Origin of the sequence: Streptomyces sp. NPDC102283 (assembly GCF_044766265.1) — a bacterium.
In the GTDB taxonomy this organism is placed as follows: domain Bacteria; phylum Actinomycetota; class Actinomycetes; order Streptomycetales; family Streptomycetaceae; genus Streptomyces.
Genome location: NZ_JBIWLQ010000021.1, coordinates 1 through 15,462, shown reverse-complemented (window position 1 = coordinate 15,462; position 15,462 = coordinate 1). Strand labels below are relative to the sequence as shown.

Below are 15,462 nucleotides of genomic sequence, written 5' to 3'. Positions count from 1 at the left end.
CGGTGAAGAGATATCTTGATGTCAAGCAATGTTGCAGACGTGGAGCGGAGCACCCGGTGACTGACTCGACCATCATCTATACGCACACCGACGAGGCCCCTGCCCTGGCGACCTACTCGTTCCTGCCCGTCGTCGAGGCCTACGCCTCGACCGCAGGCGTCACGGTCGAGCGCCGTGACATCTCCCTCGCGGGCCGGATCATCGCCAGTTTCCCGGAGCACCTCAAGGCCGAGCAGCGTATCGATGACGCTCTCGCCGAGCTCGGCGAGCTGGCCAGGACGCCCGGCGCGAACATCATCAAGCTGCCGAACATCTCGGCGTCGATCCCGCAGCTCAAGGCCGCCATCGCCGAGCTCCAGGAGCAGGGCTACGCGCTTCCGGACTACCCGGACGACCCGCAGACCGACGAGGCCGAGGACGTCCGTGCCCGGTACGACAAGGTCAAGGGCAGCGCCGTGAACCCGGTGCTGCGCGAGGGCAACTCCGACCGCCGTGCCCCCGCCTCCGTCAAGAACTACGCCAAGGCCCACCCGCACCGCATGGGCGCCTGGACGGCCGACTCGAAGACGAACGTCGCGACCATGGGCGTCGACGACTTCCGCTCCACCGAGAAGTCCGCGGTCATCGCCGAGGACGGCTCGCTCCGCATCGAGCTCCACGGCGACGACGGCACCACCACCGTGCTCCGCGAGTCCGTACCCGTGCTCGAGGGCGAGGTCGTCGACGCGGCCGTCATGCGCGTCGCCGCGCTGCGCGAGTTCTTCACCGCGCAGGTCGCCCGCGCCAAGGCCGAGGGCGTGCTGTTCTCCGTGCACCTCAAGGCCACCATGATGAAGGTCTCCGACCCGATCATCTTCGGCCACGCGGTCCGCGCCTTCTTCCCGAACACCTTCGCCAAGTACGGCGACCAGCTCGCCGCGGCGGGCCTCACCCCGAACGACGGCCTGGGCGGCATCCTCAAGGGCCTGGGCTCCCTGCCGGACGTCGGCGCCGAGATCCAGGCGTCCTTCGAGGCCGAGCTCGCCGAGGGCCCCGCCCTCGCGATGGTCGACTCCGACAAGGGCATCACCAACCTGCACGTCCCCAGCGACGTCATCGTCGACGCCTCCATGCCCGCCATGATCCGCACCTCGGGTCACATGTGGGGCCCCGACGGCGACGAGGCCGACACCATCGCCGTCCTCCCGGACAGCAGCTACGCCGGTGTCTACCAGGTCGTCATCGACGACTGCCGCGCCAACGGCGCCTTCGACCCGTCGACCATGGGCTCCGTGCCCAACGTCGGTCTGATGGCACAGAAGGCCGAGGAGTACGGCAGCCACGACAAGACCTTCGAGATCCCCGCCACCGGCACCGTGCGCGTCGTCGACACGAACGGCGACGTGGTGCTGGAGCAGGCCGTCGGCGCCGGCGACATCTTCCGGATGTGCCAGACCAAGGACCTGCCGATCCAGGACTGGGTCAAGCTCGCCGTCACGCGCGCCCGCGCCACCGGCAACCCGGCCGTGTTCTGGCTGGACGGGACCCGCGCGCACGACGCCAACCTGATCGCCAAGGTCACCACGTACCTCGCCGACCACGACACGGCCGGCCTGGACATCTCCGTCAAGTCCCCGGTCGAGGCCACCGCCTTCTCCCTGGAGCGCATCCGCCGCGGCGAGGACACCATCTCCGTCACCGGCAACGTGCTCCGCGACTACCTCACCGACCTCTTCCCGATCCTGGAGCTCGGCACCAGCGCGAAGATGCTCTCCGTCGTCCCGCTGATGAACGGCGGCGGCCTCTTCGAGACCGGCGCGGGCGGCTCGGCCCCCAAGCACGTCCAGCAGCTCGTCAAGGAGAACTACCTCCGCTGGGACAGCCTGGGCGAGTTCCTGGCCCTCGCGGTCAGCTTCGAGCACCTGGCGACCACGACGGACAACGCGCGGGCGCAGGTCCTCGCCGACACCCTGGACCGGGCGACGGGCAGCTTCCTCAACGAGGACAAGTCCCCGAGCCGTCGCCTCGGCGGCATCGACAACCGCGGCAGCCACTTCTACCTGGCCCTGTACTGGGCCCAGGAGCTGGCGCGGCAGACCGACGACGCGCAGCTCGCCGAGGCGTTCGCGCCGCTCGCCAAGACGCTGGCCGAGCAGGAGGAGACCATCGTCGCCGAGCTGATCGCGGTGCAGGGCTCCCCGGCCGAGATCGGCGGCTACTTCCAGCCCGACCCGGCCAAGGCCGAGGCGGTCATGCGCCCGTCCGCCACGTTCAACCAGGCCATCGCGTCCCTCGCCTGACCTGAAGCGAGGCGGACCCGTCCGTCTCACCGCCCCGCCCCGGCAGGCCCCGTGCCCGCCGGGGCGGGGCGCGTTCGGAGCCCGTACGGGGGACGGACCAATCCGCCGGGGCCGGGGCTCCGAATGACGACCGTGAGTATCACCCGGAAAGCCCTGACCCGCGTCACGCTCGCCGCCCTGAGCGGACTGCTCGCGGGATTCGCCTCGCTGGCCGTCGCCGAGCTCGTCTCGGCGGCCGTCAGGCCCGAGGCGAGCCCTGTGACGGCGGTCGGCGGAGCGGCCATCGACCGGACGCCCGCCGGGGTGAAGGACTGGGCGATCCGGAACTTCGGCGAGGACGACAAGCTCGTCCTGCAACTCGGCATCGTCGTCATGCTCGCCCTCTTCGCCCTGGCCGTAGGCCTGTTGGCGCTGCGGCACCGGCGGGCCGGATCCGCCGCCGTCCTGCTCTTCGGTGTGGTCGGCACGGCGGCCGCCGTCAGCAGGCCGGATTCCACCGGCCTCGTGGACGGTCTGCCGTCCCTGCTGGGGGCGATCATCGGGGCCGCGCTGCTGTACGTCCTCATCGGCCGGCTCACCCGCCCGCACCGCGACACCGGCGACGAGCAGGACAGCGAACGGGCCGACGAGCCGGAGCCCGAGGCCGGTTGGGACCGGCGGGGCTTCGTGATCGCCGCCACCGCCGCGGCCGCCGCGTCCACCGCGGCCGGCGCCGTCGGCCGCGCGCTGAACAGCCGAAGCGGCCAGAACGCCGTAGCGTCCCGCGAGTCCGTGACACTGCCGAAGCCGGCCTCGCGCGCGAAGCCGATCCCGGCGGGCGCACAGCTGAGGGTCCGCGGCATCAGCCCCTTCACCACCCCGAACGACTCCTTCTACCGGGTGGACACCGCCCTCGTGGTGCCCAAGGTCGACGCGAACTCCTGGCGGCTGCGCATCCACGGCAAGGGCGTACGCCGGGACCTGGAGTTCACCTACCAGGACCTGCTGGAACGCCCCTTGATCGAACGCGAGATCACTCTCTGCTGCGTCTCCAACGAGGTCGGCGGACCCTACATCGGTCACGCCAGGTGGATCGGCGTGCGCCTGGCCGACCTGCTCAAGGAGGCGGGCGTCAAGCCGCCGTCCCGAGGCGGCGAGGCCGACCAGATCATCGCCCGCTCGGTGGACGGCATGACGCTCGGCACCCCCGTCGAGGACGTCATGGACGGCCGGGACGCGATGCTCGCCGTCGGCATGAACGGCGAACCCCTGCCCTTCGTCAACGGGTTTCCCGCCCGGATGCTCGTCCCCGGCCTGTACGGGTACGTCTCCGCCTGCAAGTGGATCGAGGACATCGAGCTCACCACGTTCGACGACTACGACGCCTACTGGGTGAAGCGCAAGTGGGCGCGCAGGGCCCCGATCAAGACCCAGTCCCGGATCGACACACCCAAGCCCTTCGGGCGCCCGGAGGCCGGCACGGTGATGGTGGCCGGAGTGGCCTGGGCCCAGCACCGCGGCATCGAGAAGGTCGAGATCCGGGTGGACGACGGTCCCTGGCGGCCGGCGCAGCTCGCCGAGCAGGGCACCGTAGACACCTGGCGCCAGTGGTCCTACCCCTGGAAGGCGGCCCCCGGTGGTCACACCCTGACCGTCCGCGCCACCGACGGCACCGGCGAGCTCCAGACCGAGGAGCGCACCAAGACCGTCCCCGACGGCGCGAGCGGCTGGCACTCCGTCGTGGTGACGGTGGACTGACGATTCATCGTCGTGGTGACCGTGGCCTGACGAATCGTCACGTGCCGCCCTTGGCGCGGCTTTCGCCCCGTCTCACGGGGCGAAGACCCTCCCGAGCGCCGACGACAACCCCCGGACCGTCGGCGGACAGAGCCGGGCGCCCAGATAGCCGTCCGGCCGCACCACGAACGCCGTCCCCTCCCCGGCCCCGTACTGACGCGCGAACTCGCCGAGAGAGTCCCGGTGGAAGGGGACCGGCGCGCCGGCAGGGGCGGTCGCGTCGGCGGGCAGGATCCAGCGGGTCTCGATCAGGCCATGGGACGACTCCCGCGCCGCGGCGGCCAGATCGGCCACCGTGTCGCCGCCCGGGTGGGTCCCGTACACCAGCAGGACGTGTCCACTCCCGCGCAGGACGTCGAACAGGCGCATCGGATACGCGGCGATGTCGCCCGTGAGGCCGCCGCAGTCCGGGGCCCGGTCCCCGGGGCGCGGCACGCTCCCGTCGTCCGGGGGAAGCGGCGTCACCAGCGGGCTGTCCCGGTAGCCGATGAGCAACTGGGCCTCGCGCAGCAGCAGCGTGCCGAGGTCCGCCGGATCGGCCTGGACGCCCTCGGCGGCGTGCCGGACGGTCCGCCCGACGACCTCCTCACCGACCGGACGGCGCTCGGCGTCGTAACCGGTGAGCACGTTCGGCGCCGCCGTGTCCCCGACCGCCAGTGCCAGCTTCCACGCCAGGCCGCAGGCGTCCTGGATCCCGGTATTCATGCCCTGGGCGCCGGTCGGCGGATGGATGTGCGCCGCGTCCCCGGCGACGAACGCCCGGCCCCGACCGTACCGGTCCACCAGCCGGTGGCTGATCCGGAACACCGACGACCAGCGGAGCGCGGACGCCGAGACCGGTTCCGGCGCCAGCCGGTCCAGGACCTTCTGGATGTCGGCGAGGGCGGGCGCGGTGCCGCCCTCCAGGCCGTGGGCCACCCCGTCGCCGCCCGCCGCCCCGGACGCCTCCGCCTGCCGTGCGGCGGACAGCTCGGGCGGCACGAGCATCGACATCCGGTAGCGGCCCGTCCCCGGCAACGGGATGCAGACCAGGAGATCGTCGACCGCACCGTCCGCGCCCCGGTGCATCGAGCGCACCCCGTACCCGGGCGGCAGGCCCCAGTCCACCTCCACGTCGGCGAGCATGTACTCCTCCGGGAACGCGCCGCCCCCGAAGGACAGCCCGAGCCCCTTGCGGACCAGGCTGTGCGCCCCGTCGCACCCCACGAGGAACCGGGACCGGACCTCCTCCTCAGCACCGGACGACGTGGTCAGCCGGCTCGTCACCCCGTCGGCGTCCTGGGCGAACGCCACCAGTTCGGTGGCACGCTCGATCGGGGTGCCGAAACGCCCCAGGAACTCCTCCAGGACGCGCTCGGTCTCGTACTGCGGCAGCGCCGCGAAGCCGTACGGCACGTCCGGCGGCAGGACCAGCTCCATCCGCTCCTCAGCCACCCCGTTCACGTACGTCAGCTGTCCGCGCATCGGGACGGCGGCATCCAGCACGTCCCGCACCAGGCCCATCCGGTCGAAGAGCTCCAGGGTGCGCGGCTGGACGCCCACCGCCTTCGCGAACGGCAGCCGTGCCGGGAGCCGGTCCACGATCCGGCAGGAGACCCCCGATCGCCGCAATTCGGCGGCGAGCGTCAGTCCGACCGGGCCGGCGCCCGCCACGAGTACGTCGGTCGATGTGCTGCGTGCCACCGGGGCCTCCCGCCGTGCGCCCCCCTTAATACGGTTTTCTCCATCGTCCTGCCATCGGCGGTCTCCGGCACCCGGGGACCCTCACGCCTCCGCGGGCGCGGGCGGGGAGGCCATCGCCCACCGGATCGTCCCTGTCAGGGCCCTTCCGGCGGGCCGTACGCAGATCCTCTCGACCCCCGCCATTCGCGGCAGCCGCAGCTGCTCCAGGGCCCACGGCGGCAGGGCGGCCACGGCGTTGGCGGCGAGCACGGCGTACGGGGGACGGGCCGGCCAGGGCAGCGGTGGACGCAGAAGAATGAAGCGGGCCGCGTCCAGCGCCTCCTGGGTCGCGCGCAGCTCGGGGCGGTAGGCGGCGATGCGTGTCGCCAGCTCCGCCCGGTCGCGCGGCGGGTCCAGGACGCCGAGGGCCCGGGCCACGGTCGCCATGTCGTCGATGTACCCGTCGCACCCGGCGCCGTCCAACGGACGTGCCCCGTACCGCTGGTGGGCGCGCAGGAAGCTGTCCACCTCGGCGATGTGCACCCAGCACAACAGGTGCGGGTCGGCCGCGTGGTACGGCTCACCGGAGGACGAGATTCCACGCACCCCCTCGTGCACGGACCGTACGCGGTCGACCGCCTCCTGGGCGTGCTCCGCCGTACCGAACGTGGTCACCGCCAGGAACGTGCTGGTCCGCTGGAGCCGCCCCCACGGATCGCCCCGGAACCCCGAGTGGCCCGCGACGGCGGCCATGGCGAGGGGGTGCAGCGACTGGAGGAGCAGGGCCCGCAGCCCGCCGATGAACATGGACGCGTCGCCGTGCACACGGCGCACCGGTCGGTCGTGGCCGAACCAGCGGGGGCCAGGGGTGCCGTGGATCCGGGCCCGGTTCTCCGGCCCGGAGGGGCCCGCGACCCGGGAGAACAGGCTCCGGCCGAGCCGTTCCCTCATCCCGGAGCCTGGCGCCGCCCTGTCCATGGGTCCCAGTATGCCGGGTGGAGGACTCAGAGGTCGGGGCTTCGCTACGGCACCCTGGCCGTCCACTCCGGCGTACCGAACTTCGTCCGTACGAGTTCCTCGGCGCGCGCCAGTTCGTCGTCCGTCACGCTTCCCGCGGTGAGACCGTGGCGCCTACGGAACGACTCGATCATGCGTTCGATGACGGTCTGGCGGGGAAGGCCCGTCTGCCGGCGCAGCGGGTCGACGCGCTTCTTCGCGGAGCGGGTGCCCTTGTCGGACATCTTCTCCTTCCCGATGCGCAGCACCTCCAGCATCTTGTCGGCGTCGATGTCGTACGCCATGGTCACGTGGTGCAGCACGGCGCCCGGCCCGCCGTCCGGCCCGACCATCCGCTTCTGCGCCGCCCCGGCGATCTTGCCGACCTCGGTGGCGATGTCGTTGAGCGGTTGGTACCAGGCCTTGATGCCCATGTCGGCGAGGGCTCCGAGGACCCAGTCGTCCAGATAGGCGTAGCTGTCGGCGAACGAAAGCCCGGAGACCAGGGACTGCGGGACGGCCAGCGAGTAGGTGATGGTGGAGCTCGGCTCGGCGAACATCGCGCCACCGCCGGAGATCCGGCGCACGACGTCCACGCCGTGACGCTCGACGCCCGCCGGGTCCACCTCGTTGCGCAGCGACTGGAAGCTGCCGATGATCACGGCGGGGGAGTCCCACTCCCAGACCCGCAGCGTCGGCGGCCGGAGCCCCGCCGCGACCTCGGCGGTGATCACCTCGTCCAGCGCCATGTGCAGGGCGGGCGACTGCGGGGCCTCGTGGATCAGCTGCCAGTCGTAGTCGCTCCACTCCGTGGCCTGGGCGAGCGCCCGGCGCACGGTGACGGCGACTCCCTCCGCGCTGAGCCCGAGCATCACCGTGGAGTCGGGCAGCGCCGCCTCGATCCGGGCCGCGAGCCCGGCCGTGTCGGTGTTGGCCGGGGCGCCCTCCAGCGCCGCGTCGATCGCGAGGATCGCCTCGTCGGGTTCGAGGAAGAAGTCCCCGGCGACGCGGACGTTCCGCAACGCCCCGCCCTCCACGTCCAGGTCCACCACGACCAGCTTGCCGCCGGGAACCTTGTACTCACCGTGCACAGCCATGCCTCCGCCCTCCGGTCCCGGCCCGCTGTGAGCCGGACACCAACGTCCATAACGCATGCGCGCGACCGGTTCATCCCGCCGCACCCTGGCATGATCGGCCGACATGAACGACGCACCGCGCCACATCCTCGTCATCGGCATGGGAGCCGGCGACCCCGACCACCTGACCCTCGCCGCGGTGAAGGCCATGCGCCGGGCCGACGTCTTCTTCGTGCTGGGCAAGGGCAAGGAGAAGGACGCGCTGACCCGGCTGCGGCGGGACATCCTCGACGAACACCTGACCGGCCCCTACCGCGTCGTCGAGGCCGAGGACCCGTGGCGGGACCGCACCCAGCAGGACGCCGGGCGCTACACCTCGGCGGTGCGCGACTGGCGCCACCGCCGCGCCGACATCTGCGAACGCCTGATCGCCGAGGAGCTCGCGCCGGGGCAGTGCGGAGCCTTCCTGGTGTGGGGCGACCCGTCCCTGTACGACAGCACCCTCGCGATCCTCGACGACATCCGAAGCCGCGGAACGGTGGAATTCGGCCATGAGGTGATCCCCGGCATCAGCAGCGTCTCCGCCCTCGCCGCCCGGCACCGCGTCACCCTGAACCGGGTCGGCCGCCCCGTCCACATCACCCCCGGACGACGCCTCGCCCAGGGATTCCCCGAGGACTGCGACCTCGTCGTGATGCTCGACGGCCACGAGAGCTTCACGCATCTGACGGGCAAGGGGTGGTGGATCCACTGGGGGGCCTACATCGGGACCCCGGACGAGATCCTGGTCTCCGGCCCGCTCGACGAGGTGGCGGGCCGGGTCAGCCGACTGCGCGCGGAGGCCCGCGAACGGCACGGCTGGATCATGGACACCTACCTGCTGAGCCGGCCGCCCGGCGCCGACGGCGACTGACGGCCGATGGCTGACGGGTCCACGTCGAGGCGCGGGCAGCGGGGGCCTCCGCACCTCGTCGTCGGACCGGCCGAGGTGTCAGGAGGCGTCAGCGCCGGGTCTCGTGCGCCCTGATCACGCCGAGCCCGTGCCCCAGGCTCGGGCATTCGGCGGTGAGGTCGTCGCCCCGCACCAGGTAGTTGTGCACCCGGCCGTCCGCCGGTCGTTCGATCGCGCGATACAGCGTGCCGTTCACGGTGATCGTCCAGTCGTCGCCGTCCTGGGCCCACCCGACTGTCTTCTTCATCTGGCGTTTTCCGTTTCCTCGGTCGGCCTCGCCGCGGGTCGGCGGCCGTGTAGTGGGAAGAAGAACGGCTTGTGACGCTTGGTGGTTCCGCAGTCCCTACGCCATTCGGTTACATCTGTGTCACTGTCACGTCCAGTGGACGCGACCGACCTGACTGGCGGTCAGCACGACGCCGACGAACAGCCGAACGAGCGGAGAACGCGCGTAGCTCGACGCTGTGGCCCGCCGCGACGGAGTCCGACCCGGAGCCGGGGACGTACGCCGGACCGTGTCCCACGTCACCGTCCGAAGTACGAGCAACGGTGTGCGCGGGCCGGGCGTCCCCTTAGGCTGGCCGGTGCAGCTGGTTCGCCCTGTCCGCCAGGCGGGGTGTCGCAAGAGGGAACCCGGTGGGAATCCGGGACTGCCCCGCAGCGGTGAGTGGGAACGACCGCCGTCATACGCACTGGGCCCGGCCGGGTCTGGGAAGCGACGGCCAGTAGGTGTCTGCCCCGGCAGACGCGCCCGCGAGTCCGAAGACCTGCCCGTTGCCCGCACGCGACCGTTCGCGTGCGGAGATCTCGGTGACCTCGTGGGCGGGTCGGCGTAACCATCAGGCGGACGGACACGGATCCCGTGTCCCGGTCTCCGCCCGATGCGTCATCCCTTCGCGTCCGCGTCCCGTCCCGGGGTCTGTCCCGCAGACACGCTCGCGAAGGAGAGTCACGTGACAGCGAAGACCGCAGCCGCGGCAGCACGGGCCATCGTGTACGGCTACCCCCGGCAGGGCCAGAACCGTGAACTGAAGAAGGCCGTCGAGGGCTACTGGAAGAACCGCGTCGGCGCCGACGCCCTCCGGGAGACCGCCGCCGAGCTGCGCCGCGAGACCTGGCAGCAGCTCGCCGGGGCCGGCGTCCACGAGGTGCCGACCGGTGATTTCTCGTACTACGACCATGTCCTGGACACCAGCGTCATGGTCGGTGCCATCCCCGGGCGGCACCGCGAAGCGGTCGACGCCGACGCCCTCGACGGCTACTTCGCCATGGCCCGCGGCACGCAGGATGTCGCCCCGCTGGAGATGACGAAGTGGTTCGACACCAACTACCACTATCTGGTACCCGAGTTGGGGCCGGACACCGAGTTCACCGCTGAATCGGCCAAGCAGGTCGCGGAGTTCCAGGAGGCGCTGGCCCTCGGCCTGACCCCCCGGCCGGTGCTCGTCGGCCCCGTCACCTACCTCCTGCTCGCCAAGCCGGCCCCCGGCGTGGCCCCGGACTTCGAGCCGCTGACCCTGCTGGACCGGCTGCTCCCCGTGTACGCCGAGGTCCTCGCCGACCTGCGCGCGGCGGGCGCCGGGTGGGTGCAACTCGACGAACCCGCACTCGTCCAGGACCGCACCCCGGCCGAGCTGAACGCCGCCGCCCGCGCCTACCGCGAGCTCGGCGGACTCGCCGACCGGCCCCAACTGCTGGTCGCCTCCTACTTCGGCCGGCTCGGCGAAGCGCTGGCGGTCCTGGCCAAAGCCCCCGTCGACGGGCTCGCCCTCGACTTCACCGAGTCCGGCGCGGGGAACCTCGACGACCTCGCGGCGGCCGGCGGACTGCCCGGCAAGCGCCTGGTCGCCGGTGTCGTGAACGGCCGCAACATCTGGATCAACGACTACGAGAAGTCACTCGCCACCCTCGGCACCCTCCTCGGCCTCGCCGACCGGGTCGACGTCTCCGCCTCCTGCTCCCTGCTGCACGTCCCGCTGGACGCGGACGCCGAGCACGACATCGACCCGCGGATCGCCCGCTGGCTCGCCTTCGCCAAGCAGAAGACCGAGGAGATCGTCGTCCTGGCCCGCGGCCTGGGCGCGGGAACGGACACCATCGCGGCCGAACTCGCCGCCAACCGGGCCGACCTGGCTTCCCGCACCGACGCCGCGCTCACCCGCGACCCGGCCGTCCGCGCCCGCACGGCGGCCGTCACCGACGCGGACGGCCGCCGCTCCCAGCCGTACCCGGAACGCGCCGCCGCCCAGCGCGCCCACCTCGGGCTGCCGCCGCTGCCGACGACCACCATCGGCTCGTTCCCGCAGACCACCGAACTGCGCACCGCGCGCGCCGACCTGCGTGCGGGGCGGATCGACGAGGCCGGGTACGAGGAGCGCATCAAGGACGAGATCCGCGAGGTCCTCTCCTTCCAGGAGAAGGCCGGGCTCGACGTCCTGGTGCACGGTGAGCCCGAACGCAACGACATGGTCCAGTACTTCGCCGAGCGGCTCACCGGCTACCTCGCCACCCAGCACGGCTGGGTGCAGTCCTACGGCACCCGGTACGTCAGGCCGCCCGTCCTCGCGGGCGACATCTCGCGCCCCGAGCCGATGACGGTGCGCTGGACCACGTACGCGCAGTCGTTGACCGCACGCCCCGTCAAGGGCATGCTCACCGGTCCGGTCACCATGCTCGCCTGGTCCTTCGTCCGCGACGACCAGCCGCTCGGCGACACCGCGCGCCAGGTGGCCCTCGCCCTGCGGGACGAGGTGAACGACCTGGAAGCGGGCGGCACTTCGGTCATCCAGGTCGACGAGCCCGCACTGCGCGAGACACTGCCGCTGCGGGCGGCCGAGCACGCCGCGTACCTGGAGTGGGCGACGGAGTCCTTCCGGCTCGCCACCTCCGGGGTGCGGCCGGGCACCCAGATCCACACCCACATGTGCTACGCGGAGTTCGGCGACATCGTCCAGGCCATCGACGACCTCGACGCCGACGTCATCAGTCTGGAGGCGGCCCGCTCCCACATGCAGGTCGCCGGTGAACTGGCCGCCCACGGCTACCCCCGCGAGGCGGGCCCGGGCGTCTACGACATCCACTCCCCGCGCATCCCCAGCACCGAGGAGGCGGCGGCCCTGCTGCGCAGGGGACTTGAGGCCATCCCGGCGACACGCCTGTGGGTGAACCCGGACTGCGGCCTGAAGACCCGCGGCTGGCCCGAGACCCGGGCCTCCCTGGAGAATCTGGTCGCCGCCGCGCGGGAGGTCCGCGCGGAGCTGCCCACCGAAGCGGTGTGATCCGGTCCCGGTGCGGGGGCGGCCTCGACCGGCCCCGCACCGGGCCCTGTCCGCGCCGCCGGACCGGTGCCGGCTTGGGCCGTCGGCTCCGTCCCGACTACGCTCGGGGGAACGGCAGTTCGGGCGCCGGTGGATCGTCCCGTACGGCGGGAGCGCATTCCTTCGCGGGGTCGGAGTTAGGTTAGCCTAACCAGCGAATGCCCGGTTGTGGATCTTTCCGTGACCGGTGCCGCCCCGTGCGCGGGGCGGCACACCCGCACGACCCGCCGCGCACTCCGACCGAAGGACTTCGAACATGTTGCGTGCTCAGGGCCTGCCGCCCCGCGAACTCCCCGTGGAGCGTGGGGTGTGAGCGACGTTACGTCGCCGGCTCCCGGCCCGTCGGGTCCGCGGGGAGGCCTTGTGGCGGGCGGTGCGCACGGGCCCGGTCGGCTACGGGCCCTCACCGCGATCGTCCTGGACGCGTTGGAGAGCGCCGCCCCGGCCCGGGGCGGACCGCTGCCCGCCGGAGGGCCCGAGGCCGTGGCCCTGAGCACGCTCGCCCTCTGCGCCCCGGTCCTGCCGGAGGAGGGCATCGGACCCGAGGCCGCGCTCGGGGACCTGGTCCGCGCGGTCGCGGAAGGCGCCGCCGATCCGGCCGACCCCGGCTGCGTCGCCCATCTGCACTGCCCGCCGCTCGCCGTGGCCGTCGCGGCGGACCTGGCCGGGGCGGCCCTCAACCCCTCCATGGACTCCTGGGACCAGGCGCCCGCCGCCGGGGTGATAGAAGAGCTGACCACGGCCGCACTGGCCCGGCTGATCCACCCGGCCGCCCCGGCCCCCGACGCCCTCATCACCAGCGGCGGCACCGAGTCCAACCTGGTCGCCCTGCTCCTCGCCCGGGAGCGAGCAGCCCCCGGCACCCTCCGGGTGGTGACCGGCGCCAACGCCCACCACAGCGTCCACCGCGCCGCATGGATGCTCGGTCTGCCCGCCCCCGTGACCGTTGCCTGCCGCGACGGCCGGATCGACCCGGCAGCACTCGACGACGCCCTGACCGCCCTGGCCGGAGCACCGCTCCTGGTCGTCGCCACCGCCGGGACCACCGACGAGGGACGCATCGACCCGCTCCCGGAGATCGCCCGCGTCGCCGAGCGGCACGCGGCCCGGCTCCACGTCGATGCCGCCTACGGCGGTCCGCTGCTGTTCAGCGAGCGGCTGGCCCCGTTGCTCGCGGGTCTGGAACACGCCGCCTCCGTAACGTTCGACCTGCACAAACTCGGCTGGCAGCCGGTCGCCGCCGGAGTGCTGGCCGTCGCGGACGCGGAGATGCTCGCGCCGCTGTCCCTGCGCGCCGACTACCTCAACGCCGACGACGACACCGAGGCCGGGCTCCCGGACCTGCTGGGCCGCTCGATCCGCACCACCCGGCGCCCCGACGCCCTGAAGATGGCGGTCACCTTCCGGGCGCTCGGACGCCGGGGGCTCGGCGAACTGGTGGAGCACTGCGTGCGTACGGCCCACGAGTTCGGCGGGGCCGTCGACGCCCGCCCCGCACTGCGTCGCCGCCCCGGCGACATCGGGATCAGCACCGTGCTGTTCCGCCCCGCGGTGGCCGACGCGCTGCCGGACGAGGCGGGCGACGCGGTGGTCGCCGCCGTCCGCCGCACCCTGCTCACCGAGGGGCGCGCCGTCCTCGGCCGAGCGGTGGCGGAGGACGGCGACGGACGGCGCCGCCTGTGGCTGAAGGCCACCCTGCTGCACCCGGACGCCGCGACGGCCGACCTGCTGCCGCTGCTCGACCTCGTCACGGCGGCGGCGGACCGTGCCGCTTTCGAAGCCGCAGCGGCCGACGATGCCGAATCCCCCGTGCCGGAAAGGCTGGCGCCATGACGCCGACGACGCGCACGACGCGCCCGGGACGACTCCCCGCCGCCCCAGCGACCCCCGCCGGAGGAACCCGATGACGCCCGGACCGCGCACGCCGCCCCTCGATCTGCTGGGGGTGGGGGCAGGCCCCTTCAACCTCTCGCTCGCCGCACTCGCCGACGGCGTCCCCGGGCTGCGCACCCTCTTCCACGAGCAGCGAGCCGCCTTCCACTGGCATCCCGGCCTGCTCATCGAGGGCGCGACGCTCCAAGTGCCCTTCCTGGCCGACCTGGTGAGCCTCGTCGAACCCACCAGTCCCTGGTCGTACCTCAATTACCTCAAGATCCGCCGCAGGCTCTTCCCGTTCTACTTCGCCGAGCAGCTCCACATCCACCGCTCCGAGTTCGACAGCTATCTGCGCTGGGTGAGCACCGAGATCCCCGCCACCCGCTTCGGCCACCGGGTCGACACGGTGGCCTGGGATCCCGGACAGGACGCGTTCGCCGTGGAGTTCACCCGGCTGGGCCCCGGTGGGGAGACGCTCACCACCGGGCTCACCCACGCCCGCAACCTCGCCCTCGGCGTCGGAACGGCCCCTCACGTCCCCGAACCGCTGCGGGAGCTGGTCCAGGACCCGGCCGCCGTCGTGCTGCACTCCGCCGACTATCTCTCCCAGCGGAATCAGCTGCTGGCCGCCCGCCACATCACCGTCGTCGGCTCGGGCCAGTCGGGCGCCGAGATCCTGCTGGACCTGCTGCGGTCCCGGCCCGAGGGGGCGGAGGGGCTGACCTGGCTGGCCCGTACGCCCGCGTTCGCGCCCATGGAGTACAGCAAGATCGGCCTGGAGCAGTTCACCCCCGACTACACCCGCTACTTCCACGGACTTCCGCAGGCCACCCGGGACCGGCTCCTGCCCCGCCAGTGGCAGCTGTACAAGGGCGTCAGCGGGGAAACGCTCGGAGAGATCCACGACGAGCTGTACCGGCGAAGCCTCGGCGGAAGCTGGCCCGAGGTGACCCTCACCCCGGGCATCGAGGTCACCGAAGCCACCGTCACCGAGTCGGGACGCATCGAACTGGGCGTCGAGCACGGCCAGCAGGAGACACGGGGCCGAGTCGTCACGGACGCCGTCGTTCTCGCCACCGGATACCGGGAGCGCCCGGTCGACACGCTGCTCGCCGCTCTCGACCCGTACATCGTCCGCGACGAGGCCGGGCGTCCGCAGGTCGACGCGGCCCAACGCCTCGTTCTCGCACCGGAGATAGCCGGTTCCGTCTTCGTGCAGAACGCCGAACGGCACACGCACGGCGTCGGTGCACCGGACCTGGGCCTGGCCGCCTGGCGTTCTGCCGTCATCGTCAACGCGCTGACGGGCAAGGAGTTCTACCCGCTGCCGGAACGTACGGCCTTCACCACGTTCGGCCTCGACGCGCAGGACCGGGACGACCGGGATGCCGCGTCACGTCGGGCCGAGCGACGACCGTGACGACGGTGCGGAAGCGGCCTCGGGCCGCGCGGTGGTGTTCACCGTGCGGCCCGGGTCGGGGTGTTCGCCAGGGGGTCAGCCCTTGCGGGTGTTGATCTCTTCGGTGAGC

The 15,462-nt window shown here is 72.4% G+C and carries 10 protein-coding genes and 1 riboswitch; of the genes, 6 read left to right on the top strand and 4 right to left on the bottom strand.

Annotated elements, in window-relative coordinates:
- Positions 1–56: 56 nt before the first annotated feature.
- The gene (locus ACIRJT_RS31900) at positions 57–2,279 is read left to right on the top strand and encodes an NADP-dependent isocitrate dehydrogenase (RefSeq protein ID WP_403916082.1); all 2,223 of its coding nucleotides are present in this window, start codon (positions 57–59) and stop codon (positions 2,277–2,279) included.
- Between the two features lie 123 nt (positions 2,280–2,402).
- A complete protein-coding gene (locus ACIRJT_RS31895) occupies positions 2,403–4,016 on the top strand; it encodes a molybdopterin-dependent oxidoreductase (RefSeq protein WP_403916080.1) in 1,614 nt (537 codons plus the stop codon).
- A 72-nt stretch (positions 4,017–4,088) separates the two neighbouring features.
- Here the strand turns inward: ACIRJT_RS31895 and ACIRJT_RS31890 are convergent, their stop codons facing one another.
- The 3 genes from ACIRJT_RS31890 to ACIRJT_RS31880 form a co-directional block, all read right to left on the bottom strand.
- Positions 4,089–5,738 (bottom strand): FAD-dependent monooxygenase, encoded by a 1,650-nt coding sequence (locus ACIRJT_RS31890; RefSeq protein ID WP_403916078.1) that lies wholly within the window; start codon positions 5,736–5,738, stop codon positions 4,089–4,091.
- An 81-nt stretch (positions 5,739–5,819) separates the two neighbouring features.
- Positions 5,820–6,695 (bottom strand): oxygenase MpaB family protein, encoded by an 876-nt coding sequence (locus tag ACIRJT_RS31885; RefSeq protein ID WP_403916076.1) that lies wholly within the window; start codon positions 6,693–6,695, stop codon positions 5,820–5,822.
- Positions 6,696–6,739: 44 nt separating this feature from the next.
- Positions 6,740–7,804 (bottom strand): biotin/lipoate A/B protein ligase family protein, encoded by a 1,065-nt coding sequence (locus ACIRJT_RS31880; protein WP_403916201.1) that lies wholly within the window; start codon positions 7,802–7,804, stop codon positions 6,740–6,742.
- A 109-nt stretch (positions 7,805–7,913) separates the two neighbouring features.
- On the opposite strand from ACIRJT_RS31880, the gene cobF reads away from it, so the two are divergent.
- Positions 7,914–8,702 carry a precorrin-6A synthase (deacetylating) gene (cobF, locus tag ACIRJT_RS31875; protein WP_403916074.1) on the top strand — a complete coding sequence of 263 codons (789 nt, stop codon included), beginning with the start codon at positions 7,914–7,916 and terminating at the stop codon, positions 8,700–8,702.
- 88 nt (positions 8,703–8,790) lie between these two features.
- Here the strand turns inward: cobF and ACIRJT_RS31870 are convergent, their stop codons facing one another.
- A complete protein-coding gene (locus ACIRJT_RS31870) occupies positions 8,791–8,988 on the bottom strand; it encodes a hypothetical protein (protein ID WP_103510236.1) in 198 nt (65 codons plus the stop codon).
- Between the two features lie 376 nt (positions 8,989–9,364).
- A riboswitch (cobalamin riboswitch) is annotated at positions 9,365–9,510 on the top strand.
- Between the two features lie 184 nt (positions 9,511–9,694).
- On the opposite strand from ACIRJT_RS31870, the gene metE reads away from it, so the two are divergent.
- The 3 genes from metE to ACIRJT_RS31855 all read left to right on the top strand — a co-directional run bounded on the left by metE (position 9,695) and on the right by ACIRJT_RS31855 (position 15,353).
- Complete coding sequence (gene metE / locus ACIRJT_RS31865) at positions 9,695–12,019, top strand: 5-methyltetrahydropteroyltriglutamate--homocysteine S-methyltransferase (protein ID WP_403916071.1); 2,325 nt, start codon at positions 9,695–9,697, stop codon at positions 12,017–12,019.
- 348 nt (positions 12,020–12,367) lie between these two features.
- On the top strand, positions 12,368–13,891 hold the full coding sequence (locus tag ACIRJT_RS31860) for a pyridoxal phosphate-dependent decarboxylase family protein (protein WP_403916068.1): 1,524 nt from the start codon (positions 12,368–12,370) through the stop codon (positions 13,889–13,891).
- A 70-nt stretch (positions 13,892–13,961) separates the two neighbouring features.
- Complete coding sequence (locus ACIRJT_RS31855; protein WP_403916066.1) at positions 13,962–15,353, top strand: lysine N(6)-hydroxylase/L-ornithine N(5)-oxygenase family protein; 1,392 nt, start codon at positions 13,962–13,964, stop codon at positions 15,351–15,353.
- The last annotated feature ends 109 nt before the right edge of the window (positions 15,354–15,462 follow it).